Raw genomic sequence first — 25,833 nt, forward strand, 5'->3', positions numbered from 1 at the left:
CCGCTGAATAGCGTTTCATCTTCCATTCGCTGTCCGCCCTCCATCTTTACACTAATCGGTTCGGCTGAGGCGACAACTAGCCTGACATGGAGGGCCGCAAAGAAAGTGAGTGCCGCCCCGCACAGGGGCAACGCTAATAGACCACAAGCAAAGCAACGAAACCCCAACACGACAAAACAACAACCAAAAAACCGCCGAACAGGCAAATAAACCCCACCAACCACCCAAAACAAGCGCACACTACCCCCCAGCTCCAGTAAGGAGCAAAAACCGCCAACCTGGGGAGTCCATCATGGCAAAAGGTCAAATGCGCAGCAACCGTGAAGTAAAGAAGCCTAAGCAGGACAAGAAGCCGCAGCCGGCGACATCCCCATCGGGTGGCACGCCGATCCGGGTCACGCCGAGCGCATCGACGCCTGCGAAGAAGAATTAACGATTGAGGTGAGCGCCCGCCACACCACTGGCGGGCACCCTAACCCGCGTCCAGCAACAAGCATCACCACCAGCTACCTGGAAATATCCTCCAACGCAACATCCCGCGTCTTAGGTCCCAGCACCCCGATCGCCACCATCACCACCGCCATCGCGCCGGAGATAAAAACAAACACCCCATTCACCCCAAACCGGCTCAAACATCCCGCAATAACAAACGCGGAAAACATCGCCGAAATCCGGCTCCACGAATAAACGAACCCAACAGCCCGCGCCCGAATACTCGTAGGAAAGAGCTCCGCCTGATAGGCGTGATAGCTATACGAAATAATATTGCCCGCCAGCACGAGACACACGCCAAGGCTCACCAGCAACACCGTCTCCCGCGCCTGACTAAAGGCCAACCCGCACACCACGTTCACCGCCGCCATAAAAATAATCACCGTCTTTCGTTCGAAGCGGTCGGCAATCAACATCCCCAGCAACGGCCCAAGCGGCGCGGCAATCGCGATAATGCTCGCGTACATCAGGCTGGTCGTCACCGTAATCCCCTGCTTGATCAGCAGCGTCGGAATCCAGTTCGCAAAGCCGTAATACCCCATCGTCTGAAACACGTGGAAGATGATCAGCATCAGCGTGCGTTTGCGATACGGCGGCACCAGCAGATCACGAAACGCCGCCCGCGCACGCACCGGCTCAGGCATCGCAGGCTCAGGCAACGGTCGGCCATATTCGCGCTCCACGCGTGCTTCGAGACGCGTCATCACGGCATCCGCTTCGTCGATGCGGCCTTTCTGAGCGAGCCAGCGCGGGCTCTCCGGCAATCGCCGCCGGATCCACCACACCACGATCGCGCCGACCACGCCGGTCAGCACGACAAGCCGCCATCCGTCGATTCCGAAGTACCGATGCGGCACCAGCAGATACGACAGAAACGCGACGATCGGCACCGCGCAAAAACCCACCGCCTGCGAACACGCCGACGCCCGTCCGCGCACATGCTTCGGCACCAGTTCGGAGATGTACGTGCCGATCGTCACGATTTCCACGCCAATGCCGATCCCTGCAATGAAGCGCCAGAGATTGAGACCGCCCGCCGTGTCCTGGAACGCCATGACGATGTTGGCCGCCGTGTACCACAGCAGCGACCACGTGAAGATCGCGCGTCGGCCGAAGCGGTCGGCGAGAAATCCGCACGCCGCCGTGCCGATAAACAGACCCGCGAACAACGAGGCGATAAAACTCGCCACGCCGCTGGTGCCGAACAACCCACGCGTGGTCGCGGTGAGAATGCCGCTGCGCACGAGCCCCGGTGCGATATAGCCGGAGAACATCAGGTCGTAGAGTTCGAAGAAGAGCCCGAGGCTCAGCAGCATCACCAGCTTCCAGATCGAACGCGTCGCCGGTAGACGGTCGAGCCGCGCGGAGATGCGCGCGCCGTCCAGCGCCATGCCATCGGCACGGCCGCCGCTCGACACATCCGTGCCCGAAGGCACGCCGCCCAACGCGCCGGCATCGCCGAGCGCCGTCGCATATACCGCCTGATTCGACGACTTCATCGCCTGTCTCCTTTGTTGCGGTCGGCCAGAGTTGACGCTTTCGCTCTGGCTACGATCCGGTGCAACGTGTTGCTGAGTTCCGGTCTTGGCGCCGGGTGAAATTGATTGACTACCATCGACGCGTCTCGCGGTGCATTCGCTTCGAGCCGCTTCAAGCCACCTCGCGCGGCGCCTGCGTCACGCCACCACCCAGCGCCGTGATTTGCGCATCGTCATAACCCAAACCGCGCAGCACCTCGACGGTGTGCTCGCCGATCTTCGCGATCGGCTGACGCGGCTGCAAACGCGCGCCATCGAGCGAAATGGGCAGCAGCGGCATGCCCGTTTCGCTGCCGTCGTCGAGCGTCAAACGCGCGAGGCCGCCGCTCGCGTTCAGGTGCGGATCGTCGAACAACGCTTCGGGTTTCGTGATCGACGCAAACGGAATATGGTCGCGTTCGAACTGCGGCACGAGCGTTGCCCCCTCGCATTCGCGCAGCGTTTCGCCGAGCGTCTTCAGCAGCCACTCGCGTGCCAGCACGCGGTCGTTGTTGGTCGTGAGGCGTGGGTCGGCCAGCAGATCCGCGCGGCCGAGAATGGTGCAGAGCGCGCGCCACTGACCGTCGCCGGTCGCGGCGATAAACATCTGCTCGTCATGGGCCAACGCGAACACGTCGTACACGGCCCAGGCGCTGATACGTTCGGGCATCGGCGCTGCCGGCACACCGGTCGCGGCGTACTGCTGCATGTGCTGCGCGGACAGCAGCACGCAGTTCTCGAACAGCGCGCTCTGCACTTCCTTGCCGCGTCCGCTCACGTGTCGTTCGTGCAGCGCGGCGAGCACGCCGATCGCTCCGAACATGCCGCCCATGATGTCGTTGACCGAACTGCCCGCGCGCAACGGACGGCCCACCGGACCCGTCATATACGCGAGGCCGGCCATCATCTGCACCACCTCGTCGAGCGCGAGGCGGTGTTCGTAAGGGCCGTTCAGAAAGCCCTTGTGCGACACGTAGATCAGCTTCGTGTTGCGCTCGCGCAGCGACGCGTAGTCGAGACCGAGACTCGCCATGCGACCGGGCTTGAAGTTCTCGACGAACACGTCGGCGGTGTCGACGAGCTTGTGCAGCGCGGCCAAGCCCGCTTCGCTATCGAGGTCGAGCGCGACACTCTTCTTGTTGCGATTGAAGGTGCGAAAGAACCCCGCGCCGGTGCCGAGCAACCGCCGCGTGCCGTCGCCGCGCGGCGGTTCGACCTTGATCACTTCGGCGCCGAGGTCGCCGAGAATCATCCCGCAGGTTGGGCCCATCACCATATGCGACAACTCGATCACGCGGATGCCGGCGAGCGGCAACGCGCCCGCTTGCCGCGGCACAGCCTGAGCCGAAAAAGAAGATGAAGCAGAAGTGGAGGAATGCGGGGTCATTGCAACACCTGTGATCCGGTAGAGTCGAAAGAGGAACTCGTGGCAGCGCCGATAGCGGTGAACTGCGTCGGCAAGCCGGCGCGTGCGAGATAGCCGTACAGCGGTTCGCCGGGCAACGCGTCGGCGAGCACGGCGCGCGACGCGAGCAATCGCGTGAGGTCGATGCCCGTGTCGTAGCCCATGCTGTCGAGCATGAAAACGAGGTCTTCGGTGTTGACGTTGCCGGTCGCGCCCGGCGCATGCGGACAGCCGCCGAGACCCGCCAGCGACGCGTCGAATTCGCGGATGCCGTGTTGCAACGCGATCAGCGTGTTGGCGAGACCGAGGCCGCGCGTGTCGTGGAAATGCAGTGAGCGCAATGTGTCGCCCACCGCGTCGCGGACCCGTTCAATGATTTCGCCGACCTGGCGCGGCGTCGCTTCGCCCGTGGTGTCGCCGAGCGCGATCACATCCGCGCCGGCCTGCGCGGCGGCGCGCGCGATCGCGGCGATATCGGCGTACGGCACCGCGCCTTGCAGCGTGCAGCCGAACACCGTCGACAGTCCGGCGACTAGTTCGACACGGCGTCCGCGCGGTCGGGTATTGATCTGCCCGTTGGCGGCAGCGCCAGCTTCAGCGCCTGTGCCTGTGCCTGTGCCTGCGTCAGTGCGTACCCCAGCATCGCTCGCCGCGCTATCGATCAACTCGCGCATGGCCGCGAACGCGTCGATCATCTCGGCAGGCGTCTTGCGCACATTGGCAAGACTATGCGCCGCGCTCACCGAGATCGGCGCGACGATGCGGTGCACGCCGGCTTCGAGCGCCCGTTGCGCGCCCTTCAAATTGGGCACCAGCGCGCTCACGATCAGATCGTCGTAGGTCAGTGCGTGGGCGATGACGGCATCGGCATCGGCCATTTGCGGCAGCAGCTTCGCGGGCACGAACGACGCGACTTCCATATGCCGCACACCGGCGGCGTATGCGGCGTCGATCCAGCGACGTTTGAATTCCGTGGGCATCGTGCGGGCAATGCTTTGCAGGCCGTCGCGCATGCCGACTTCGGTCACGACGACGCGCTCCCTGGTATCACTCATGATGTCGAATCCCGATCTTTAAGGTCGCGTTGAAGGCGGGGAATGAAGCAACCGGGTGACAGCGTGCGCGCGCCGGGTCGCGCGTAAAAGTCTGCGTTGACGACGCACTCCATCGCCGCTCGCGATGGTCGCGCAGGTAGGCGGGACGGGCATAAGCCGTCGCGAAGGGGAAACCCTTAAGGGCTTGTCAGGGGAATGGGAAGGAGAAAAACAATTGGCGCGGGTGCGGAAACGACGCCCACGCCCCGCTTCAAACCGTCCGCAACAAATGCTCGAGCAAATGCGAAGCCGCCAGCGTCAACGCCTGACGATCACGCACGCAAATCACGAACCGCCGCTCGGCCCACGCTTCGCGCAACGGCACGGCGACGATGCCGTATTCGTCCGCGGCATGGCGGGGCAGCGCTTCGCGCGGCAAGATCGCCACCGCGAGACCCGCCTGGATGAAGCGATAAGCCGCATCGAACGTCGACACGTAGGTTCGATAATTCAACTCGTGGCCCTTCTCCCCGGCGATACGCTGCATCAACGCATTCACCGACGCATTCGACGCAAGCCCGAGATGATCGAACGCCAGCGTCTGCTCGAAGCCGACAGCGGCCTCTCCCGCGAGCGGATGCGCGCGCGGCACGATCAGCGCGAGATGATCGGCGCGGTACGGCAAAACGTCGAGATTGCCCATCGCCACGACGTCGCGACAGATGCCGAGATCGGCGACGCCTTCCTCCAGGCCGCGCACGATCTCCGCGCTCACGCGCTCCTCGACATCCACGCGAATTTGCGGATTGCTCTTCAGAAACGACGACAGCGCCTCGGGCAAAAACTCCACCATCGACGACACGTTTGCCAGCACCCGCACATGCCCGCGCGCACCGGCGGCGTATTCGCTGAGTTCGGCCTGCAAGCGCTCATGGCCACGCATGATGAGCTTTGCGTGCCGCAACAGCGCTTCGCCGGCCGCAGTCGCGCGCACGCCGCGCTGGCTACGCGACAGCAGGGCGACGTCGACCAGCGCCTCCAGATCGGCGAGCCGCTTGCTGACCGCCGACGGCGCGATGAACTCGCGTTCGGCCGCGCGCGCGATCGTGCCTTCCTCGCAGACGGCGATGAACAGGCGCAAGGTCACCTGATCGATTTGCCACATGAACGGGCCCGCTCCGAGAAGGTGAAGTGAGAAAATTATGCCCGAGGAAAGCGCGGTTGAAGTTGGCCCCAGGGTATCCACGGCGGTCGGACGCACGCAGCATCGTAGCGAATCGCACCTCATCAGAAGGCTCGCCTGAAGCGACGGGGCATCCGCGCCGTGAACAACCTTGCCCGGTTTTTTAAGTCTCGCTATGCTGGGATGCTCTTCATTTTCAGCGCGCCGCCATGCAGCGCTGGAATGAAACACGACAATCCTCGTGGTAACGAACCACAACAATCAACCAGGGGTTTTAATGTCCACCACCAGCCTCTTCCTCACCTCTGCGGGCGTCGGTCTCGCGATTGCCGCGCCGGTCGGCCCGATGGGCATGCTGTGCATCCGCCGCACGTTGACCGGCGGCCCGCGCGCGGGCCTCGCGATCGGTTTCGGCATTGCGAGCGGCGACGCCGCCTACGGCTTGATCGCGGCACTCGGCCTCGTCGGCATTTCGCAGTTCATGCTGGCCTATGACCGCCCGTTGCATCTGCTGGCCGGTCTGTTCCTGCTGTATCTGGGCGTGCGCGCCCTGCTGCAAAAAGCCCCCGCCGACGATACCCACGGTGCCGGCAACGCCGACGGCAAGCTCGCGCAAGTCGGCCGTGCCGGCGCCCTGCGTGCCTATGCGAGTTCGTTTCTGCTCACGCTGACCAATCCGCAAACGGTGATCATGTTCGCCGCGCTGTTCACCACGCTCGCGCCGCGCGGCGCGTTTTCGTCGGCGGTTGCGCTGACCACGGTCGGCGGCGTTTTTTGCGGCTCGATCGCGTGGTGGTGTTGCCTCGTGACGGTGTTGTCGCTCGCGCGGCACGCGATCGGCAGCAAGCTGCGCGTCGCGATCGACCGGATGGTGGGGATCACGCTGGCGGTATTCGGCATCGTCGAGATTCGCCGCGCGCTTTGAACGCGAGCGGCGCCAACACATCGTGTTGCAGCGTGGCAGCGTGTGGGGCGGCTTCGAGCCGCTGCCCCTGCGCGCGTTAGGGCGTTCCGTACGCGGACGCGGCAGTTTTGCGACAATAGCGCCTTTCGCCGCACGCCAGCGCGTCCGCTGCAGCGCTCGCAGTTGCAATCGCAGTCGGTCTCGGGACTGTTGGGCAGCCAGGCGGCGCGTCGTCGGCAACGGTGCCATCGCCGGACTGCAGACACGCTGCCCAAGCCGCTGCGCGTGCCGGCGTCGTGACCTAACCTGTTCACCCCATCCGACCGTCAGCGGTCCACTCAATGGCTCTTCCCCACATCGATCTGCTGTACTCCGTCTCCGGCCTGTTCGTCGGCTTCCTGGTCGGCTTGACGGGCGTCGGCGGCGGTTCGCTGATGACGCCGATCCTGGTCCTGCTGTTCAACGTGCATCCGGCCACCGCGGTCGGCACCGACCTGCTGTACGCGGCCGCCACCAAGGCGACCGGCACGCTCGTGCACGGCCTGAAGGGCTCCGTCGACTGGCAGATCACACTGCGGCTCGCCGCCGGCAGCGTGCCGGCCGCCACGCTCACGCTGATCCTGCTGCATCGCTATGGCATGGACACGCCGGGCGCCAGCCGGCTGATTCAGATGGTGCTAGGCGTCGCGTTGCTGGTGACGGCGGTGGCGCTGGTGTTCCGCCCGCAACTCGCGGCGTTCGGCGCGCGCCGTCAACGCCCGCCGCGCCAGAGTCGCACGCTCGTGCTGACCATGCTGACCGGTGCGGTGCTCGGCGTGCTGGTGTCGTTGACTTCCGTGGGCGCGGGCGCGATCGGCGTGACGGTGTTGCTGCTGCTCTATCCGTTGCTGCCGACCACGCGGATCGTCGGTTCCGATATCGCGCATGCGGTGCCGCTCACGCTGCTGGCGGGCGCCGGCCATTGGCTGCTGGGCTCGATCGACTGGTCGATGCTGCTGTCGCTGCTGGTGGGATCGTTGCCGGGGATCGCGATCGGTAGCTATCTGTCGTCGCGCGCGCCAGACAAGCTACTGCGTAACCTGCTCGCGGCCACGCTGACGCTGGTCGGTGTACGGCTGGTGCTGGCCTGAGTTGCTGGCCTGAGGCAGTGGCCGTCAGCCCTGCGCCGCAACTCTCAGCCGATCTTCACTTGAAGAACCTGCACGTCAGATCGGCTTCGAACTGCCTGATCCATTGACCGTGCCGGTCATGATAAGACTGCGCCCAGCCGCCACGGCGGATCGTGACCAGACGCTCCTGCGCGGCATCGCCCGGATTCATGCACGCACTGATGTCGAAATGCGCCGGCGCGAAGCCGTGCCGCGCGCAAACCAGTTCGAAAGCCGCCCGATCGCCGATCGGCAGATCCGTATAGCGCAATAGCGTGATTTCCATCGCATCGACTCCGGTTTCCCATGCATCACAGTACGCTTGGGCCTACGGCAATTGTGTGTCGCAGCACACAGACTGGCGGTGGCGCTCGCCCGCGGTTCGGGACGCGACGGCGACGCACCATCTTCACCGCACAAAAATTCCTCGCGCTGAGAAATAAAGCGAAAAAAAAGCCCCGGCCGGAGCCGGGGCTTTTTGCACTGACCGGCTGTCGGCCGTGGCTTACTGCTGCACGACGGTCAGCTTGTTCGACACCGACGTCACGCCCGCGACGCCCTTGGCGGCTTCGCCGGCAGCGTCGATCTGGCCTTGGTCGGGCACCGAGCCCGTCAGGGTCACCGCGCCGCCACGGGCACGCACGGCGATGTTCGACACGTCGATGCCCTGCGCCTTGGCCAGCGCGCTACGCACCTTGCGGCCGAGTTGGCCGTTGGCCTTCTTGGTCGCCTTGGCGCTTGCAGCCGGCGCTGCGGTCGTGCTCGGTGCATCGCTTGCCTGAGCGTACACATTGCACGCCACTACCATTGCCACCACCGAGCCCAGCGTTTTCAGAAAACCGACCGATTTCATATTTCTCTTCTCCTTAGCTTCACATTGGACCGCATATCAAAGCGGCTTCGTTACGACTACCCGCGACCGCGCCGCGCGCGCGACAAGGCGCGGCGGGGCGTGGCCGACTAAGGCTGCAACACGGTGTGCGAGAGGCGAGAGAGGCCGGGCGCCGTGTGCGCATGGCAAGCCAGCGCTACGGGTCGAAACCGGCAAGCCGCGAAGTCCGCCGACGCGCCCGGTTCTTGTCTGTCATGCCGGGTCGCGCCGCGCAAACATCGGTTCGCGGCAGCGATGCACAATTTAATCTAGCCGGGCCAGAAGCGCAAAGGGTTTAGTCATCGGCGCGGTGTTCGAAGGTTCAGGTCCAGCGCCCTCGCACCAAGGTAGGCACGCTGTATCCATCGCGCGTGAACGCTGCGTTCACGCTGCGTTCACGATTTGTTACGGGTTTGTCTGCACAGCGCGCCGCCGCGCGTTTCGCCGCCGCGTGAATCTCAGGTACCATCGGCGCGACACACGCTGCCACGCGTCCCGTTCACCTTCAAGCGTCGCCGTCACGTCATCCGATGAAGCCTGCTACCGGCCGCAAACGCCCTCCCCGACTCGTTGCCCGTTTCGTCGCGATCTCCTGGCGCGACCTGGCGGTCTCGTTCGGCCCGATCCTGCTGATTGCCGCCGTGGCGGTTTGGGTCGCCGTGCGGCTGATCCAGCCCGCGCCGCCCAGTACCCTGACTATCAGCGCCGGCCCCGAGGGCAGCACCTTCTGGAACGCGGCGCAGAAGTACAAAACGATCCTCGCGCGCAACCGCATCACGCTGAACGTACTGGCCTCCGAAGGCTCGCTGCAGAACCTCAAGCGGCTCTCGGACCCGAACTCGAACGTCGATGTCGGCTTCGTGCAGGATGGCGTCGCGCCCGGTCCGGCCAACCCAGGCCTGATGTCGCTCGGCAGCGTCGCCTACGTGCCGCTGGCGATCTTCTATCACGGCCCCACGGTCACCCGGCTCTCCGAATTCAAAGGCCAGCGCCTCGCGGTCGGCGCCGAGGGCAGCGGCACGCGCGAACTGGCGCTCGCGCTGCTCAAGGCCAACGGCATCGAGCCGGGCGGCGCGACCAAACTACTGCCGCTGTCGGGCGACGACGCCGCCGACGCGCTCGTCTCCGGCAAGGTCGACGCGGCGTTCCTCGCCGGCGACTCGGCACAACCGGCGGTGATGGGCAAGCTGTACCGCACGCCGAACGTGCAGTTCTACGACTTCACCCAGGCCGACGCCTACACCCGCCGCTTCCCCTATCTGACGCAACTCGAAATGCCGATGGGCGCGTTCGACCTCGGCAAGAACCTGCCGTCCGCGCCGATTCACATGGTGGCGCCCACCGCCGAACTGGTGGCGCGCGACTCGCTGCATCCCGCCCTCTCCGATCTGCTGATCGAAGCCGCGCGCGAGGTGCACGGCAAGGCGAACATCCTGCAGCGCGCCGGCGAATTCCCCGCGCCGCTCGCGCATGATTTCCCGATCAGCGACGACGCCGCGCGCTACTACAAGTCGGGCAAGAGCTTCCTCTACCGGGTGCTGCCGTTCTGGCTCGCGAGCCTCGCCGACCGGCTGCTGGTGGTCGTGGTGCCGCTGATCGTGCTGCTGGTGCCGGCGCTGCGGCTGGTGCCGTCGCTCTATGCGTGGCGGGTGAAGTCGCGGATCTATCGGTGGTACGGCGCGTTGATCGCGATCGAGCGCAGCGCGCTCAGCGAGCATTCGGCAACGGAACGCGCATCGTTGATCGAACGTCTCGACGCGATCGAGGAGTCCGTCAACGGTCTGAAAATGCCGCTAGCCTACGCGGATCAGTTCTATGTGTTGCGCGAGCATATCGGCTTCGTGCGTCAGCGACTCACGCAGTCCCGCGACGCCCAGCGCGACGCCACGGCCGATGAATCGGACGACACGCCCGACGCCGCTGCCGACGAAGCCACCGCCGACAAAACCGCCGCCAGCGAAGCCGCCGAGATCGGCGAGACGCCGGGCAGCGGCGGTCGCAAACCATATTGATCGAGGGTGCAAGCGGCCGCCGCACCGCGTAAGATCATTACAAATCCGACGGTCCAGCAGAGGCGCCGTGCGGAACAGGCAATCCGGGAGACACTTATGACCGTTGGCATCGACGCCAGGCAACCGCTTTGGTTTTACGACTTCGTCTCGCCGTTCACGTACCTGTTGCTCGAGCAACACGACAAATGGCCGGGCTTCGACTTCGCCTTCACGCCGGTCGTCCTGAACGACCTGTATAGCCACTGGGGACAACGGCCGGCCTACAGTGTGCCCGCCAAGCGCACCTTCCTGTACCGGCACGCGCTGTTTCGCGCGGAGCAACTCGGCATTCCGTACAAGATGCCGCCGGCTCATCCGTTCGATTCGATGAAACCGCTGCTGCTCGCCACTGCGGCGAAGGGCGACGTCCAGTTCGTGCGCGAGATTTTCCGCTTCATCTGGCGCGAAGGCCGCGATCCGTCGAGTGACACCGCGTTTGCCGAACTGTGCGAACGCGTCGGGATGCCCGACGGCCCCGAGCTGATCAGAAGCCCGGACATCAAGGCGCAATTGCAGCGCAACACCGCGGACGCGATCGGACTCGGCGTCTACGGCGTGCCGACCTTCCGGCTCAACGATCAGCTGTTCTGGGGCGAAGACGCGCTGCCGATGGTGCTGTATTGCGCGCGCACGCCGAACTGGCTCGAGTCGCAGGAAGTAAAGCGAATCAGCGCGCTGGCTTCGGGTTTGGTCGACCCAGCGCCGAATCTGCCGAACCCGGCGTAAGGCACGCGAAAGCTTCGCGCGATTCGAGTGGGTCGCGCGTGCACGTGCGCTTCGGCAGAGGCTTCAAAACAGTCGAAAAACAGCCGCGTCAGCGCCGAAAAGGCCGTGCTGATGCCGGCCATACCGCGCCCGCTATGCTGCGGCTCCGCAAACGGCCTAAGGTTATAACCTTTGCGCCCGGAGCGCGGGCAGGTCCGCGGGCGGCCCGCGTCCGACGCTCTTTTGCGGCCCGAACCGCCTGCCCCGTTTAGCCTCGAACATGGACGACACCGCCGCCTCCCTCGATATCTGGCTCGTGCGCGTATTGCGCACGCTGCTGGTCGAGCGCAGCGTCACGCAGACCGCGCTGCGTCTGAATCAAACTCAACCTGCCATCAGCACCGCGCTGCGCAAACTGCGCGAGACGCTCAACGACCCGATCCTCGTGCGCGGCAAGTCGGGCATGGTGCCGACCGAATATGGCGAGTCGCTGCTCGCCTCCGCACAACGCGTGCTGCGCGAAGTGGATTTTGTCGCGACACCGCATGGCGATTTCGATGCCGGCCGCTCGCGCCGTACCTTTCGCGTCGCCGCGCCGGATTATCTGAACGACTTCTTCATGCCGACCGTGATCGCGCAGTTCCGCGAAGCGGCGCCGCATGCCCGGCTCGAAATCGATTCGTTGAGCCCGATGCTCGACCATTCCGCCGCGCTCGACGCCGGCGAACTCGATCTGGTGATCGGCAACTGGCCGAAACCGGACCCGCGTTTCGAACGCAGCGACCTGTTTTCCGACACGGTGGTGTGCCTGATGCGCGCCGACCATCCGCTAACCCGCATGCCGCTGACGCGCGAAGCGTATCTCGCCGCGCCGCATCTCGCGCCGACGCCCTATAGCGGCGCGCGCGGCGGGGCGATCGACATCGGCTTCGCGCGGGCGCGTGCCGACCGGCGCATCGTCGCCACGCTGCCTTACTTCGGACTGGTGCCGCAAACGCTGCTGCAATCGGATCTGATCTTCACGACCACGCGCCGCTTCGCGATGCACTACGCGAGCATCCTGCCGCTTGCGGTGGTCGACGTGCCGATTCCGTTCCCGCGCATCAAGTGCTATCAGTTATGGCATCCGCAGCCGGATCGCCCGAGCGATGTGGGCTGGCTGCGCACGCTGATGTCGCAAGTGTCGGATGGCCTGGTCGCACAGAAAATGCGCCGCGCCAAACGGCCGCCCAAAAAGGAAACGTCAGCCGCGTAGGGCTGACGTTGTCGTCGTTGAAGCGGGCGCCTCGCGCCCCGCTGCGTCTTTCTTAGTCGTTCCCACGTTCACACGTTCACACGCTGGCGCACAGCTTCTGCATCGTGGCCTGCGCCGCTGCCTGTCGCGAACGGATCTGCAGCAACTCCGCACACACCGCCACGGCAATCGCCGCAGGCGCCTTGTCGACGATCCCTGCCACACCAATCGGACAGGTCATCTCGACCAGCCGGTCCAGATCCACGCCACGATCGATCAACCTGCGCTCGAACTTCACGCGTTTGGTCTTCGAGCCGATCATGCCGAAGTACGTGAAATCGCGCCGCCGCATGATGCGCGCGGCCAGCGAGAAATCGAGCGCATGGTTGTGCGTCATCACCAGAAAATAGGCACCCGGCGGCGCGGTGTCGACGATCGCGTCCGGCGTGTCGGTCGCTTCGACCTGCACGTTGGCGGGCGTTTCGTCGGGGAACAGATCGTCGCGTTCGTCGACCCACTGAACCACGCACGGCAAGCTGCCGAGCAGCTCGACGAGCGCATGCCCGACGTGACCCGCGCCGAACAGCACGATGTGCATCGGCGCCGGACGCGGCGCTTCGACCGTGCTGCGCCGGCCGATCTGAACGGAGGAAAAAGCGTTCATGGCGATCATTCCAGTGAGTGAGTGATTCACGCGTCAGCGACGCCGCGACGTTTATTGCCGGGCCGCGGCCGTCGCCGCCCGCACCGCGCCGACCGCCTTGAGGATTTCCTCGCTGGTGGCCGGGGCGTTCAGCGGCGGGTTGACCTTGTGGTCGCCCACCGCCGAGACCGCGTCGCGCACCGCGAAGAACACCGAGAACGGCAGCAGCAGCGGCGGCTCGCCGGTTGCCTTCGAGCGGTGAATGCTGTCTTCCGCATTGCGGTTCTTGAACAGGCGCACACGGAAGTCCGGCGGCGTGTCGTTGACCGTCGGAATCTTGTACGTGGACGGCGCATGCGTCATCAGCTTGCCGCCCGCGTTCCACCACAGTTCTTCGGTCGTGAGCCAGCCCATGCCTTGAATGAACGCGCCTTCCACCTGACCGACGTCGAGCGCCGGATTCAGCGACGCGCCCACGTCATGCAACGCATCCGCCCGCAGCACGCGCATTTCGCCGGTCAGCGTGTCGATCACCACTTCCGACACGGCCGCGCCGTACGAGTAGTAATAGAACGGCCGGCCTTGCAGCTTCGACTGATCCCAGTAGAGCTTCGGCGTCGCGTAGAAACCGTCCGACCAGAGCTGAATACGCGCGACGTAGGCCTTCGCGATCACCTCCTCGAACGGCACGATCATCTCGCCGACCACCACGCGATCGTGCAGGAAACGCACTTCCGAGGCGCTCACCTGGCCCGCGCCGAAACGCTCGGCGGCGAACGCCGACAGACGTTCGCGCAACTGGCGCGCGGCATCCTGCGCGGCTTTGCCGTTCAGGTCCGAACCAGTCGATGCAGCAGTCGCCGACGTATTGGCGATCTTGCTGGTATCGGTCGCGGTCACGCGAATGCGGTTGAAGCCGATCCCCAGTTCATGCGCGACGACCTGCGCGACCTTGGTGTTCAAGCCCTGGCCCATTTCGGTGCCGCCGTGGTTCACCAGCACCGAACCGTCGGTGTAGATGTGGACCAGCGCGCCGGCCTGGTTGAAGTGAGTCACGTTGAACGCAATGCCGAACTTGACCGGCGTCAGCGCCATGCCTTTCTTCAGCACGTCGTTGCTGGCGTTGAATTCGTCGATCGACGCGCGACGTGCGCGGTATTCGCTGGTCGCTTCGAGTTCGTCGATCAACTCGTGAATCACGTTGTCCTCAACCACTTGCCCGTACGGCGTCTGGTTGCGCTCGGTCTTGCCGTACAGATTGCGGCGGCGCACGTCGAGCGAATCCTGGCCGACCGAGCGCGCGACGTTGTCCATGATGTATTCGATCGCGAACGCGCCTTGCGGACCACCGAAGCCGCGAAACGCCGTGTTCGACTGTGTGTTGGTCTTGCCGCAGAAACCGTCGATCGTCACGTCCGAAAGCCAGTACGCGTTGTCGAAGTGGCACAGCGCGCGCGTCATCACCGGACCGGACAGGTCGGCGGAAAAACCGCAGCGCGAGGTCATGTCCACGGTCACGCCGTCGATCACACCTTGCTCGTCGTAGCCGACTTCATACGTGTAGTGAAAATCGTGGCGCTTGCCGGTGACCATCATGTCGTCGTCGCGGTCCGGACGCAGCTTCACCGGGCACAGCAGCTTCCATGCAGCCAGCGCCGCGCAGCACGCGAACAGGCCCGATTGCGATTCCTTGCCGCCGAACCCCCCGCCCATCCGGCGGCATTCGATCAGCACGTTGTGCGACGCCACGCCCAACGCATGCGCGACCATGTGCTGCATTTCGGTCGGGTGCTGCGTCGAACAGTAGACGTGCATGCCGTCGTCGTCCTTCGGCACGGCGTACGAAATCTGGCCTTCCAGGTAGAACTGCTCCTGCCCGCCGAGCAACATCTCGCCGGCTTCGCGACGCGCGGCGCGCGCGATCTTCATGTCGGCTTCGCCGCGCGCGAGTTTCATCGGCGGCAGCACGTGCTGGTTCGCGGCACGCGCCTGCTGCGCGGTCAGAATCGCCGGCAGTTCCTCGTAGACGACTTCGGCGCGACGCGCGGCGAGCCGTGCGACGTCATGCGACGTCGCGACCACGATGAACATCGGCTGACCGACGTATTGCACGAGACCATCGGCCAGAATCGGATCGTCGCCATGGATGATCGGGCCGACGTCGTTGACGCCGGGGAAATCCTCGGCGGTGAAGATCGCGACCACGCCCGGCGTGGCGCGTACTTTGTCGAGCGACATCGAAACGATCTTCGCGTGCGCTTTCGGCGACAGACCGAGCGCGGCGTGCAGCGTGCCGGCGAGCGTCGGAATGTCGTCGGTGTAGGTCGCGCGGCCGCTCACGTGCAGATGCGCGGACTCGTGCGGCCGCGAAATATGCACCTGGGTGAAGTCGTCGAGCTCCTTGAGGTCTTTCAGGAACGGTTCGGCTTGCTGATTCATTGTGTGTTCTCCGTGTGCTTCTCGTGCTTCTTGTACTTACCGCGCACTGAACGCGTACTTACCGCGTCTCAGACATTCGCGCCGGCTGGGGCGCATGCCGCGGCCACCGCGCGGACGTCGAGCGCGCTCTTCGGCAGCGGATTGTTCGGACGCGTTTCGAGCCAGAAACGGTACAGCGTGTTTTTCGCGGCTTCGAGCCGGTAGTTGCTGGTAGCCCGCATGTCGGAGAGCGGCGCATAGTCGTTGCCGAGCGCGATCATCGCGGCCTGCGCGGTGGCTTCGTGCCAGTCGGCATCGCGCAGCACGGCTTCGGCGTGCGTCGCGCGCTTGGAGGTGGCGGCCATGCCGCCGAACGCGATGCGCGGCTCGCGGATCACGTCGCCATCGGCGATAAACGAGAACGCGGCGCACACGGCCGAGATGTCGGAATCGAAACGCTTCGACAGTTTGTAGGTGCGGAACTGGAAGTTCTTGCGCACACCGGTGCGCGTCGGCACCTTCAGCCCGACCACGAATTCGTGTTCGGCCATGTCTTTCTTCTGATACGCGAGGTACAGATCTTCCAGCGGCATTTCACGTTCGATCTCGCCGCCGCGCACGATCACGCGCGCGCCGAGCGCGATCAGGCCGGGCATCGAATCGCCGATCGGCGAACCGTTGGCGATATTGCCGCCGAGCGTGCCGGCGTTGCGAATGGGCAGCGACGCGAAGCGCTGCTGCATTTCGAACAGTTCCGGATACTGCTTGATGATTTCCGTGTAAGCCTTTTCGACGCTCACGCCCGCGCCGATTTCGATCCAGTCGTCGTTCGTTTCGAGCTTCTGGAATTCGGCGATCTGCCCGATATACACGATGTTGCCCAGATCGCGCATCATCTTGGTCACCCACAGGCCGATGTCCGTGCTGCCAGCGAGAATCCGCGTGGCCGGTTCGGCTTCCTTGATTTTCGCGAGCGCGGCGACCGTACGCGGCGCGTCGAATTGCTGGCCGGCGTGCTGGTAGTGGAACGTGTCCGTGCGCTCGAGCTTGGCGAGCGTGGCGGCGAGCGCGTCGACATCGACCGGCGCTTTGGGCGGCGGCGCTTCGAACATGCGCACGGCCGCGTCGACGATCGGGCGATACCCCGTGCAGCGGCACAGGTTGCCGGTCAGCGCATTGCTGATCGTGTCGCGCGAGGGCACCGTTTTGTTCGCGCAGCTATGCTCGTGGCCGTGCTTTTCATACAGCGACCACATCGACATGACGAAACCCGGCGTGCAGAAACCGCACTGCGAGCCGTGGCATTCCACCATCGCTTCCTGCACGGGATGCAGCGAGCCGTCCGGCTGGCGCAAATCCTCGACCGTGAAGAGCGCCTTGCCGTCGAGCGTCGGCACGAACTGGATACAGGCGTTGACCGCCTTGAAGTCGACGCCGCCCGCCGCGTTACGCTCGCCGAGCACGACCGTGCACGCGCCGCAGTCGCCTTCGGCACACCCTTCCTTGGTGCCGGTGCAGTGCACGTCTTCGCGCAGATACTGCAGGACGGTGCGGGTGACGGGCGCGTCCTTGATCTCGCGGATCGCGTTGCGGTGGTAGAAGCGAATCGGCTCAGTCATGTCTCTTTACTCTCGAATGTTCTGTGTCCGTGGGGACGTGCTGCGTGATGGTTCGAAAACTATCATTCCCAATAAAACCAACCCATAGCTCGGATCGCATGCGGGACATATCCGCGAGGCGATAACGAGATAGGTTTGAGGGTCGGTCCGCTTATGTTGATGTGGCAATTTAGCTTGGTTTTATGATTTATTGCGACAATACGGACACATCGGGATTGGTCAACCCGGCCGGAGCGAGGGGCAAAACCCGCGCTTATGCGCCAAAACCGGACCACTATATGCATCCGGCACTGTTTTTAATGGGTAAAACTATTAAGCAACTCCTGCAAGAGAATCGGTTCCATGGGAAAATCACGGCTTCCCGCCGTTTTCAAGTCTCGTTTTCCCCATGTCCACCGACTCAGCGTCACCGCGCAGCGAATTTGCGACGACCTTACAGATCATTCCGGTCGTTTTTTTCACGTTTCTTTGCTATCTGACGATCGGTATTCCGCTCGCGGTACTGCCCGGCTACGTCCACGACGACCTCGGCTACAGCGCCGTGCTGGCCGGCGCGGCAATCAGCGTGCAATACCTGGCCACGCTGGCGTCACGGCCGCTGGCCGGTCGTTCGGCGGATACGCTGGGGCCCAAGCGCACGGTGTCGATCGGTCTGCTGGGGTGCGGCGCGAGCGGCATTCTGTTGCTGCTGGCCATCCTGTGCGGGCGCTGGCCCGTGCTGAGCCTCGGTTTGCTGGTGTGCAGCCGTCTGGTGCTCGGTTTCGGTGAAAGTCTGTGCGGCACCGGCGCGATTCTGTGGGGTATCGGCCGGGTCGGCACGAGCAACAACGCGCGGGTGATCTCGTGGAACGGCATCGCCACTTACGGCGCGCTGGCCGTCGGCGCGCCGCTCGGCGTCGCGATCGCGCACACGGTCGGGTTTGCGGCGCTGGGGATACTCGTGACCTTCCTCGCGGCGCTCGGCTTCTATCTGGCCCGGCCGATCGCGCCGGTGCCGATCGTCCACGGTGAGCGGATGTCGTATGGCAGCGTGCTCACGCGCGTGTTGCCGCACGGTATCGGCCTCGCGCTCGGTTCCGCCGGGTTTGGCTCGATCGCCACCTTCATCACGTTGTTTTACGCCGCGAAGCATTGGCCGAATGCGGCCTTGTCGCTGACGGTGTTCGGCACGCTGTTCATCGGCGCGCGCCTGCTGTTCGCGAGCACCATCAAGAGCTACGGCGGTTTCCGCGTCGCGATCGTGTCGTTCTCGTTCGAATGCGCCGGGCTGTTGATGCTGTGGCTCGCGCCGGAGCCGCATATCGCGCTGGCCGGCGCGGCGTTGACCGGTTTCGGCTTTGCGCTGGTATTCCCCGCGCTCGGTGTCGAAGCGGTCGGCCTCGTGCCGCCGGCCAGTCGTGGCGCGGCGTTGTCGGCGTATTCGGTGTTTCTCGATCTTTCGCTCGGTATCACCGGGCCGCTGGCCGGCTACATTGCCGGCGAGTTCGGCTACGCTTCCGTGTTTCTGTTTGCGGCCGTGGCGTCGGCCGCTGCCGTGGTGCTCTCGACGGTGATGTATCTGCGCAATGCGCGGGCGCCGATTTCGCCCGCAACGACCTGATCGTTCACCACGCTACCCAGCGCGGCACGCCCGCGCTGGATACGCACAGCGCGCCGCATTCAAGTCGGCGCCAGACTACCGCGCCAGAACGCGCGCGCCGCTCGACAACGATTTTTCCAGCGCCGCCACCCCAGCCGGCAAATCCACCGCCGCGCCGAGATCCACCATCGTCCGACCCAGCGCGTGCAGCGTCCTGAACAGATTGTGTTCGCGGCATTGCTCGCCCATCTGCCCGATGCGGACAATCGGCAAACCGAACGAGCCGGAAATCTCGACCTGATGCTGCCGCGAGATGTGGCCGCAGATATCGCCGGGACTCAAGCCTTGCGGCACCTCGATACCGACCACCGAATTCAACCGGCAGGCCGGCGGCGCATATAGATTCAGCCCCAACGCGGCGATCCCTTCCTGCAAGGCCAGCGAACATTTCAGATGCCGTGCGAAGCGCTTCTCCAGCGTCTCCGCGCACACCAGCCGCAACGCCTCGTGCAAGGCCAGCACGCCCGACACCGGCGCGGTGTAGTGATAGCCCGCGTTATGCCAGAAGTTTTCCGCGAGCGACGCATCCAGGCACCAATGCGCGTTCGGTGCGGTGCGTCCTTTGACGCGCGCCCAGGCCGCGTCGGAAAACGCGATCAGCGAGACGCCCGGAATCGACGACAAGCCCTTCTGCCCGCCGGTGATCACCGCGTCGATACCCCACGCGTCCATCTCCAGCGGCATCGTGCTCAACGTACAAACCGCGTCGACGATCACTAGCGCTCCGGCGGCTTTCGCCAATGCAGCGATGTCCTTCAGGTGGTAATTCCACACCGTGTTCGACGTCTCGCCCTGCACCACCGTCACGATCTCGGGACGCTCGCGGCGAATCGCCTCGGCCACCTGTTCGAGACTCGCCACCGCGCCATCGTCGACGTCGAGCATGCTCACGCGCGCACCGACGCGGCGACCCATCTCCGCCATCCGTTCGCTGAAGAAACCGTTCTTGATACTCAACACGCGCGTGCCTTCCCACGCGAGGTTGGAGATCGCCATTTCCATCGCGGCCGAGCCCGGTCCCGCCACACCCAGCACCCATTTCGAATTCGTCTGGAACACGTAGCGCGCCATGGTCTTCACCTGGCCGATCACCTTCACCATCGTGCCGCCCAGGTGATTGATCACGATCGTATTGGCCTTGGCGACGGCGGCGGGAATCGGCACGGGGCCGGCGCCCATCATCAGCAGCGGTTCTTCGGGGAGGATGGCGTCGAGCGATTCGACAACCGGACAGGGCACAGCGGAAGCAACGGGCGAGAGGGATGAAGTCGGCATGATCGGTACGTGAATGTCAGAACGCTAAGGAACAATCGGCCTCGCCAACAATCATGCTGGCGAGGCCGTTGATCCGATCATTCACTGATCCGCGCGATTGCGCAAGACTTTAAGCCCTGTTTTCAGGCATTAAATGCAATCAATGCGCGCACATCTGCTACTGCATTAACAACGCGCGGACGCGTGTTATTTCACCTTCGTTTTATCGAGCTTTTTGCCGGTCGCCGCGTTGAATCGCTCGATGTACTCTTCGATCAGTTTGCGCAACGCGCGGCCGATCTGCCGATAGTCCGACTCGTTCAGATTGGCGAGCGACACGCGCCCCGACGGATGCTGCGTACCGAAGCCGCGCCCCGGCAACAGCACGACCCGCGCTTCACGCGCCAGACGGAACAGCAGTTCGGAAGGCTCGGTGTTCTTCAGCAACCAGTCGACGAACTCACGCCCGAACATCTTCTCGCCGAGGAACTCGATGTCGAGAATCGTGTAGTAGTCGACCTGATTCGGATGGTCGTCCTCGAACGAAATGCCCACTTCTTCGTAGAGCGCCTGCTTGCGTTTGCGGATCAGACGCTTCAACGCGTTCTTGTACGCGTCCGGCGTGTCCATTAGCGAGAACAGTGAGAACAGCACCATCTGCACCTGCTGCGGCGTCGACAGACCCGCCGTGTGATTCAGCGCGACGGTGCGGCTGTCGGCAACCAGGCGGTCGATGAACTTCAGTTTGTCCGGTTCGGTCGTGATCGACTCGTAACGCTCGTGCAACTGTTTCTTCGCGTCCTTCGGCAACTCGGCGATCAGACGGTCGAGCACGTTGTCGCGATGCGTCGCGATCGTACCCAGACGCCAGCCGGTCGCGCCGAAATACTTCGAGTACGAATAGACCAGGATCGTGTTCTTCGGCGCCAGCGCAAACAGCGACACGAAGTCGTCGGCGAAGGTGCCGTACACGTCGTCGGTCAGCAGAATCAGATCGGGCCGTTCCTTGACGATGTCGGCAATGTACTGAAGGCTCTCGTCGTTGATCTTCACCGAAGGCGGATTGCTCGGGTTCACGAGGAAGAACGCCTTCACCTTCGGATCGCGCAGCTTGTCGAGTTCCTTCTTCGAATACTGCCAGCCGCTTTCCACGTCCGCTTCGAGATTGACGACGTTCAGCTTGTAGTCGTTCAAACGCGGAATTTCGATGTACGGCGTGAAGATCGGCATGCCGAGCGCGATCGTGTCGCCTTCCTTGATGAGGTGGTTCTCGCGCATCGTGTTGAAGATGTACGTCATCGCCGCCGTGCCGCCCTCCACCGCGAACACGTCGAACTCACCGACGAACGGATGGTTGCCGATCATCTCGCGGCGCAGATACTGACCGACGATCAGCTCCGACATCTTGAGCATGCGGTCCGGCACCGGATAGTTCGACGCGAGAATGCCTTCGCACATTTCATACAGGAAGTCGCCAGCCGAGTAGCCGAGCTGGTCGCGCACGTACGACACCGCGCCGCGCAAAAAGTCGATGCCCGCCACGCCCTTGTTCTCGCGCAGGAACAGATCGAAGCGCTCTTCCAGACCGTCGCGCCGTGGGAAACCGCCCACGCCTTCCGGCATGTACGCGAACGAGCGCTCCGATTCGCGCATCGCAAACAGGCCGAGTTGCCAGAAGCCGTGACGCGGAACCGTCGCGAGAAAGTTCGGATTGCCACGACCGGCGTTGAGCATCGCGACATTCGCGGCGCGCTCCACGGCGGCGCCGCCGGCCGCCTTGATCAGTTCGTCCTTCAGTTCGAACGGGCTGAGCGCGGACAGACCCGCTTGCGCCATATCGGCGTGTTTCTTGTCGCCCTTCTCTTTTGCCATGATGCGTTCTCCAATGAGCAGGTGAATGACGCCGGCGTCGCGAGGATCGCCCGCTTACCGCCGGCGTGAGAGAGATCGATAAAAGATCGAAAAAACGCGCGCGCCTAAACCAGCCCGACCACGAGCGGCCCCAGCAGCGTCAGCGCAACGTTGGCGATCGCATACGTGATCGCGAACGGCACCGTCGGCACCGCGCTTTCCGCCTTGTCGAGCACGCCGCCGAAGGCGGGATTCGCGCTGCGCGAGCCCGTCAGCGCACCGGCCAGAATCGCCGCGTTGTTGTACTTCAGAACGTAGCGGCCGAACAGCATGGTCAGCAGCAACGGGAACAACGTGACGAACACGCCGAGCAGGAAGATCGTCATGCCGCTCTGCTTGACCGTCACCACGGCTTGCAGGCCGGAGTTCAGCCCCACCACCGCGACGAACGCCGCGAGGCCGAAATCCTTGAGCAACTGCGAAGCCGCCGACGGCATCACGCCGTACATGGGATGCTTGCCGCGCATCCAGCCGAACAGCAGACCCGCCAGCAGGCAGCCGCCGCCCGAACCGAGCGTAAGCGGAATACCGCCCACGTTGACGACGATCAGCCCGATCAGCAAGCCGAGCACGAGGCCGACGCCCATGTAGATGAAGTCGGTCTTGTTGGTGTTCGGCAATTCGTAGCCGGCGGCGTCGACGGCGCGTTTGGTGTCGTTCGGCGAGCCGTAGAACGTGATGACGTCGCCGTGCTCCAGTTTGGTTTCGGGCAGGATCGGCAGCGGCTGACCGGCGCGTGAAATGTGCTGGATGTAGACGCCGTGGCGCAGGTCGCGGTCCACCACTTCGCGCGCGGCGGCGATCGTCGTGTGATTCATGCCTTTGCGCGTGAACACGCCGTCGCGGGTCTGCATCACCACGCCGATCTCGTCGACGTTGGCAATTTCGTTGCCGTTCGCGCCGAACGCGACCACCGCTTCGCGGCGGCCCACCACCAGCACTTCGTCGTTGAGCTGCAAGGTCAGATCCGGCGTGGGATCGAGGCTCTTGCCGTCGCGTCTGATCTTTTCGACCGTCAACATGTCCTGATGCAAGGTCTCGACCGCCTTGACGGTTTTGCCGGCGCTGACATCGATCCGGTACGCGCGTCCCACCAGTTCAGGCAACGCACGAATCTGCCCCGCCGCGAGCGAGGTCGACGCGCCCGCCGACAACTCGCGTTCCGCGTCGATCGACGCCTCCCGCAAGCCTTGCCCCATGAACTTGGGCAGGATGTTCACGCAGACGATGATCGCCCCCAACGAGCCGAACACATAGGTCACCGCGTACGCGATCGCCACGTCCGACTGCAGCGATTTCACCTGATCGGCCGGCAACCCGAGCCGCGCGATCGCGTCGCCCGCCGTGCCGATAATCGCCGACTGCGTCAGCGCGCCGCCGGCGAGTCCGGCCGCGAGGCCCTTGTTCAGATGGAACAGCTTCGCGCACACCACCACGGTGATCAACGCGGTGACGGCGAGGAAGATCGCCATCGCGATTTCACGCAGCGTCTTGCGGTTCAGCGAATTGAAGAAGCCCGGGCCGGAGTCGTAACCGACCGCGTAGATGAACACGGCGAACATGACCGACTTCACGCCGTTGTCGATCGTGACGCCCGCCTGGCTGATGACGACCGCCGCGAGCAGCGAACCGCCCACGCCCCCCAGCTGGAATTTGCCGAAGTTGATCTGCCCGATGAAGTAACCGGCTGCTAGCGATAAAAACAGCGCGATTTCTGGGGATTTCTGAAAAATGTGATGTAGCCAGTCCATCATGCCCTCGCTGGATAGTTTGAGATATTGAGTACTGGGTGCCGCCTGCTGGGGTACTGCGGGCGGGGATGCCGCCTGTCGATGCGCGAAGCGGATCGTGTCGTGCCGCGCATGGGGTGTTAGCTATCCGAGCTTGCCGGCAAGACCGACCACGATCGGTCCCATCAACGGCAATAGAACGTTCGAAAGTGCGTAGGTGATCGTGTAGCCGATCACCGGCGTCGAGTTGCCGGTCACGCCGACCAGCGCGCTGATCGCGGGCGTGCTGCATTGCTGGCCGGCAATCGCGCCGAGCAGCATGGGCGCTTCGAGCTTGAGAAACGCACGGCCGATCCACAGCGACAGCAGTCCCGGCACCAGCACCATCAGAATGCCGACCACCGGCAGCGCGAGGCCGTATTCGCGCACCAGCTTGATGGCGTCCGGTCCCGCCGACAAACCGACCGCGGCGATGAAGGTGGCGAGGCCGAAGTCCTTGAGAATCTGCGCGGCCGCCGACGGCAGCGAGCCGATCAACGGATAGCGCGAGCGGATCCAGCCGAACAGCAAACCGGACAGCAGGCAACCGCCGCCCGTGCCGAGCGCGATCGAGACGCCGCCGATCCGCCCGCCGAGATGGCCGATCGCCATCCCCACCAGCACGCCCAGCGCGAGGTACACGAAGTCGGTTTTCTGGGTGGCGGCGAGGACGTAGCCCAACCGTCGCGCGCCGCGCTCGACATCGACCCTGGCGCCGACCAGCGTCAGCACGTCGCCGCGGTTCAATGTGGTGCCGGGCAACGCGGGCATCGTGGTTTCGAGCCGCGTGACCGCCGCGATGTAGACGCCGCGCGCCTGTTCCGGATCGGCCCGTTCCCGCACCTGCGCGATCGTCAGCCCTTCCGCGTCGCGGCGCGTCAGCACCACGTCGAGCCTGGCGGCGACGATCTGGTCGAAACCGCCACCGTCGATTTCCTCGCCCAGACTGGCCGACGCTGTCACGATCGCTGCACGCCGGCCGCCGACCAGGACCAGGTCGTCGGCCATCAACACCAGCTTCGGTTCGACCGGCACGACCGCACCGTCACGCCGCAGTTGCTCGATGGTCAGGTTGTAGCCATGCTGCTGCTCGAACGCCACGACCGTCGTGCCGGCCGCCGCGCCGACGCGGAACGCGCGGCCCACCAGCGCCGGCGCCGCCGCCCGCTGCCCTTCGCCGAACGCGCCGTCGCCGCCGAGCTTGCGCCATACGCGCTCGGCTTCGTCGCGCAAATTGACGCGCAGCAGCAGCGGTGCGAACTGGCTCGTGAACAGCACGATGGTGATCAGGCCGAACAGGTAGCTCACGCTGTACGCCGTCACGATATTGGCCTGTAGACGCAGCGTGTCCGCGTCGCCGAAACCGAGCTTGCCAATCGCCTCCGACGCCGTGCCGATCACCGCCGATTCGGTTGCCGCACCGGCCAGCAGCCCAGCCGCCGTGCCCGCGTCGAGCCGCATCACGACCACCGCGATCAGGATCAGCACCAGCACCGAAACGATCTCGACCACCGACAACACGCCATAGCGCCAACCGCGTCCGATGTTCGCAAAGAACTGCGGCCCGCCGGTAAAGCCCAGCGCAAAAATGAACAGCGCAAACGCGATGTTCTTCAGATCGGGCGCCAGTCGCGCGCCCGTCTGTCCTAACAGCAATGCAACGATCAACGTGCCGCAAACGCCGCCGAGCTGAATTGGCCCAATACGAAAAGAGCCAATGAAATATCCGATTGCCAGGCTTGCGAACAGCGCGATCTCCGGTTGAGACCTCAGCAATTCACCGATCATGTAGGCTCGCCGATTTACAGGTTTATTAGGAGGAGACTGAAAAACAATGGCTCAAAAAAAGTGCAAATAATTCGCTCAGACCCGGTACGGCTCAGCAATTATTCAACCGGCATCGCTAGCTGAATGACACTATTTATGGCAATGGGATGACGCGACATGCGTCGAGGAGAATTGCGGCGCTGCGGCGATGTTATGGAAAAGCGCTTGTGATAGTTCGACGGTCACACTGTCCTCGCAAAAATCGCTCG

General features: G+C 64.2%; 20 protein-coding genes. 7 read left to right on the forward strand and 13 right to left on the reverse strand.

Annotated elements, in window-relative coordinates:
• Nucleotides 1-292 precede the first annotated feature (292 nt).
• On the forward strand, nucleotides 293-433 hold the full coding sequence (locus BX591_RS36580; RefSeq protein ID WP_167444612.1) for a hypothetical protein: 141 nt from the start codon (nucleotides 293-295) through the stop codon (nucleotides 431-433).
• 73 nt (nucleotides 434-506) lie between these two features.
• On the opposite strand, the gene BX591_RS25540 is transcribed toward BX591_RS36580, so the two are convergent.
• From BX591_RS25540 to BX591_RS25555, 4 genes are all read right to left on the reverse strand, one after another.
• Nucleotides 507-1,991 carry an MFS transporter gene (locus tag BX591_RS25540; RefSeq protein ID WP_111934113.1) on the reverse strand — a complete coding sequence of 495 codons (1,485 nt, stop codon included), beginning with the start codon at nucleotides 1,989-1,991 and terminating at the stop codon, nucleotides 507-509.
• A gap of 151 nt (nucleotides 1,992-2,142) precedes the next feature.
• Nucleotides 2,143-3,396, reverse strand: a complete 1,254-nt coding sequence (locus BX591_RS25545) for a CaiB/BaiF CoA transferase family protein (protein WP_111934114.1) — start codon at nucleotides 3,394-3,396, stop codon at nucleotides 2,143-2,145.
• Nucleotides 3,393-4,469 (reverse strand): hydroxymethylglutaryl-CoA lyase, encoded by a 1,077-nt coding sequence (locus BX591_RS25550; protein ID WP_111934115.1) that lies wholly within the window; start codon nucleotides 4,467-4,469, stop codon nucleotides 3,393-3,395. The genes BX591_RS25545 and BX591_RS25550 overlap by 4 nt, the downstream gene beginning before the upstream one ends.
• A 250-nt stretch (nucleotides 4,470-4,719) precedes the next feature.
• A complete protein-coding gene (locus BX591_RS25555; RefSeq protein WP_111934116.1) occupies nucleotides 4,720-5,613 on the reverse strand; it encodes a LysR family transcriptional regulator in 894 nt (297 codons plus the stop codon).
• Nucleotides 5,614-5,908: 295 nt separating this feature from the next.
• Between BX591_RS25555 and BX591_RS25560 the strand changes: the two genes are divergently transcribed.
• Entirely contained in the window at nucleotides 5,909-6,556 is a 648-nt protein-coding gene (locus BX591_RS25560) for a LysE family translocator (protein WP_111934117.1), read from the forward strand.
• A gap of 320 nt (nucleotides 6,557-6,876) precedes the next feature.
• Complete coding sequence (locus BX591_RS25565) at nucleotides 6,877-7,665, forward strand: sulfite exporter TauE/SafE family protein (RefSeq protein ID WP_111934118.1); 789 nt, start codon at nucleotides 6,877-6,879, stop codon at nucleotides 7,663-7,665.
• A gap of 55 nt (nucleotides 7,666-7,720) precedes the next feature.
• On the opposite strand, the gene BX591_RS25570 is transcribed toward BX591_RS25565, so the two are convergent.
• Nucleotides 7,721-7,969, reverse strand: coding sequence for a hypothetical protein (locus BX591_RS25570; protein WP_111934119.1), 249 nt, complete (start codon nucleotides 7,967-7,969; stop codon nucleotides 7,721-7,723).
• A 219-nt stretch (nucleotides 7,970-8,188) separates the two neighbouring features.
• The gene (locus BX591_RS25575; RefSeq protein WP_111934120.1) at nucleotides 8,189-8,536 is read right to left on the reverse strand and encodes a BON domain-containing protein; all 348 of its coding nucleotides are present in this window, start codon (nucleotides 8,534-8,536) and stop codon (nucleotides 8,189-8,191) included.
• A gap of 548 nt (nucleotides 8,537-9,084) precedes the next feature.
• Between BX591_RS25575 and BX591_RS25580 the strand changes: the two genes are divergently transcribed.
• The 3 genes from BX591_RS25580 to BX591_RS25590 all read left to right on the forward strand — a co-directional run bounded on the left by BX591_RS25580 (nucleotide 9,085) and on the right by BX591_RS25590 (nucleotide 12,565).
• Nucleotides 9,085-10,566 (forward strand): TAXI family TRAP transporter solute-binding subunit, encoded by a 1,482-nt coding sequence (locus tag BX591_RS25580; protein WP_111934121.1) that lies wholly within the window; start codon nucleotides 9,085-9,087, stop codon nucleotides 10,564-10,566.
• 96 nt (nucleotides 10,567-10,662) lie between these two features.
• The gene (locus tag BX591_RS25585) at nucleotides 10,663-11,331 is read left to right on the forward strand and encodes a 2-hydroxychromene-2-carboxylate isomerase (RefSeq protein WP_111934122.1); all 669 of its coding nucleotides are present in this window, start codon (nucleotides 10,663-10,665) and stop codon (nucleotides 11,329-11,331) included.
• A gap of 259 nt (nucleotides 11,332-11,590) precedes the next feature.
• Nucleotides 11,591-12,565: a LysR substrate-binding domain-containing protein gene (locus BX591_RS25590; protein WP_111934123.1), complete on the forward strand. Its 975-nt coding sequence runs from the start codon at nucleotides 11,591-11,593 to the stop codon at nucleotides 12,563-12,565.
• Between the two features lie 76 nt (nucleotides 12,566-12,641).
• Here the strand turns inward: BX591_RS25590 and xdhC are convergent, their stop codons facing one another.
• The 3 genes from xdhC to xdhA form a co-directional block, all read right to left on the reverse strand.
• A complete protein-coding gene (gene xdhC, locus BX591_RS25595; protein ID WP_111934124.1) occupies nucleotides 12,642-13,208 on the reverse strand; it encodes a xanthine dehydrogenase accessory protein XdhC in 567 nt (188 codons plus the stop codon).
• A 51-nt stretch (nucleotides 13,209-13,259) separates the two neighbouring features.
• Nucleotides 13,260-15,626: a xanthine dehydrogenase molybdopterin binding subunit gene (gene xdhB / locus BX591_RS25600; protein WP_111934125.1), complete on the reverse strand. Its 2,367-nt coding sequence runs from the start codon at nucleotides 15,624-15,626 to the stop codon at nucleotides 13,260-13,262.
• 68 nt (nucleotides 15,627-15,694) lie between these two features.
• Nucleotides 15,695-17,224, reverse strand: a complete 1,530-nt coding sequence (gene xdhA, locus BX591_RS25605; protein ID WP_111934126.1) for a xanthine dehydrogenase small subunit — start codon at nucleotides 17,222-17,224, stop codon at nucleotides 15,695-15,697.
• Nucleotides 17,225-17,612: 388 nt separating this feature from the next.
• Here xdhA and BX591_RS25610 point away from each other — a divergent pair, with 388 nt between their 5' ends.
• Entirely contained in the window at nucleotides 17,613-18,824 is a 1,212-nt protein-coding gene (locus BX591_RS25610; protein ID WP_111934127.1) for an MFS transporter, read from the forward strand.
• 75 nt (nucleotides 18,825-18,899) lie between these two features.
• Here BX591_RS25610 and BX591_RS25615 read toward each other — a convergent pair whose 3' ends face one another.
• The 4 genes from BX591_RS25615 to aspT (BX591_RS25630) all read right to left on the reverse strand — a co-directional run bounded on the left by BX591_RS25615 (nucleotide 18,900) and on the right by aspT (BX591_RS25630) (nucleotide 25,585).
• Entirely contained in the window at nucleotides 18,900-20,138 is a 1,239-nt protein-coding gene (locus BX591_RS25615) for a pyridoxal-phosphate-dependent aminotransferase family protein (protein WP_111934128.1), read from the reverse strand.
• A 186-nt stretch (nucleotides 20,139-20,324) separates the two neighbouring features.
• Nucleotides 20,325-21,989 carry a bifunctional aspartate transaminase/aspartate 4-decarboxylase gene (locus BX591_RS25620; protein ID WP_111934129.1) on the reverse strand — a complete coding sequence of 555 codons (1,665 nt, stop codon included), beginning with the start codon at nucleotides 21,987-21,989 and terminating at the stop codon, nucleotides 20,325-20,327.
• 104 nt (nucleotides 21,990-22,093) lie between these two features.
• Complete coding sequence (gene aspT / locus BX591_RS25625) at nucleotides 22,094-23,779, reverse strand: aspartate-alanine antiporter (protein WP_111934130.1); 1,686 nt, start codon at nucleotides 23,777-23,779, stop codon at nucleotides 22,094-22,096.
• Nucleotides 23,780-23,902: 123 nt separating this feature from the next.
• Nucleotides 23,903-25,585: an aspartate-alanine antiporter gene (gene aspT / locus BX591_RS25630; protein ID WP_111934131.1), complete on the reverse strand. Its 1,683-nt coding sequence runs from the start codon at nucleotides 25,583-25,585 to the stop codon at nucleotides 23,903-23,905.
• Nucleotides 25,586-25,833 lie beyond the last annotated feature (248 nt).

The sequence above is a fragment of the Paraburkholderia bryophila genome (assembly GCF_003269035.1).
Lineage (GTDB): Bacteria > Pseudomonadota > Gammaproteobacteria > Burkholderiales > Burkholderiaceae > Paraburkholderia > Paraburkholderia bryophila.

Bases quoted from the DNA above. Each gene is read 5' to 3' on its own strand.
- BX591_RS25620 (WP_111934129.1), bottom strand. From the start codon at position 21,989: ATGGCAAAAGAGAAGGGCGACAAGAAACACGCCGATATGGCGCAAGCG.
- BX591_RS25560 (WP_111934117.1), top strand. From the start codon at position 5,909: ATGTCCACCACCAGCCTCTTCCTCACCTCTGCGGGCGTCGGTCTCGCG.
- BX591_RS25540 (WP_111934113.1), bottom strand. From the start codon at position 1,991: ATGAAGTCGTCGAATCAGGCGGTATATGCGACGGCGCTCGGCGATGCC.
- aspT (WP_111934130.1), bottom strand. From the start codon at position 23,779: ATGGACTGGCTACATCACATTTTTCAGAAATCCCCAGAAATCGCGCTG.
- BX591_RS25550 (WP_111934115.1), bottom strand. From the start codon at position 4,469: ATGAGTGATACCAGGGAGCGCGTCGTCGTGACCGAAGTCGGCATGCGC.
- BX591_RS25575 (WP_111934120.1), bottom strand. From the start codon at position 8,536: ATGAAATCGGTCGGTTTTCTGAAAACGCTGGGCTCGGTGGTGGCAATG.
- BX591_RS36580 (WP_167444612.1), top strand. From the start codon at position 293: ATGGCAAAAGGTCAAATGCGCAGCAACCGTGAAGTAAAGAAGCCTAAG.
- xdhC (WP_111934124.1), bottom strand. From the start codon at position 13,208: ATGAACGCTTTTTCCTCCGTTCAGATCGGCCGGCGCAGCACGGTCGAA.
- BX591_RS25570 (WP_111934119.1), bottom strand. From the start codon at position 7,969: ATGGAAATCACGCTATTGCGCTATACGGATCTGCCGATCGGCGATCGG.
- BX591_RS25545 (WP_111934114.1), bottom strand. From the start codon at position 3,396: ATGACCCCGCATTCCTCCACTTCTGCTTCATCTTCTTTTTCGGCTCAG.
- BX591_RS25565 (WP_111934118.1), top strand. From the start codon at position 6,877: ATGGCTCTTCCCCACATCGATCTGCTGTACTCCGTCTCCGGCCTGTTC.
- BX591_RS25610 (WP_111934127.1), top strand. From the start codon at position 17,613: ATGTCCACCGACTCAGCGTCACCGCGCAGCGAATTTGCGACGACCTTA.
- BX591_RS25580 (WP_111934121.1), top strand. From the start codon at position 9,085: ATGAAGCCTGCTACCGGCCGCAAACGCCCTCCCCGACTCGTTGCCCGT.
- BX591_RS25585 (WP_111934122.1), top strand. From the start codon at position 10,663: ATGACCGTTGGCATCGACGCCAGGCAACCGCTTTGGTTTTACGACTTC.
- xdhB (WP_111934125.1), bottom strand. From the start codon at position 15,626: ATGAATCAGCAAGCCGAACCGTTCCTGAAAGACCTCAAGGAGCTCGAC.
- BX591_RS25590 (WP_111934123.1), top strand. From the start codon at position 11,591: ATGGACGACACCGCCGCCTCCCTCGATATCTGGCTCGTGCGCGTATTG.
- BX591_RS25615 (WP_111934128.1), bottom strand. From the start codon at position 20,138: ATGCCGACTTCATCCCTCTCGCCCGTTGCTTCCGCTGTGCCCTGTCCG.
- BX591_RS25555 (WP_111934116.1), bottom strand. From the start codon at position 5,613: ATGTGGCAAATCGATCAGGTGACCTTGCGCCTGTTCATCGCCGTCTGC.
- aspT (WP_111934131.1), bottom strand. From the start codon at position 25,585: ATGATCGGTGAATTGCTGAGGTCTCAACCGGAGATCGCGCTGTTCGCA.
- xdhA (WP_111934126.1), bottom strand. From the start codon at position 17,224: ATGACTGAGCCGATTCGCTTCTACCACCGCAACGCGATCCGCGAGATC.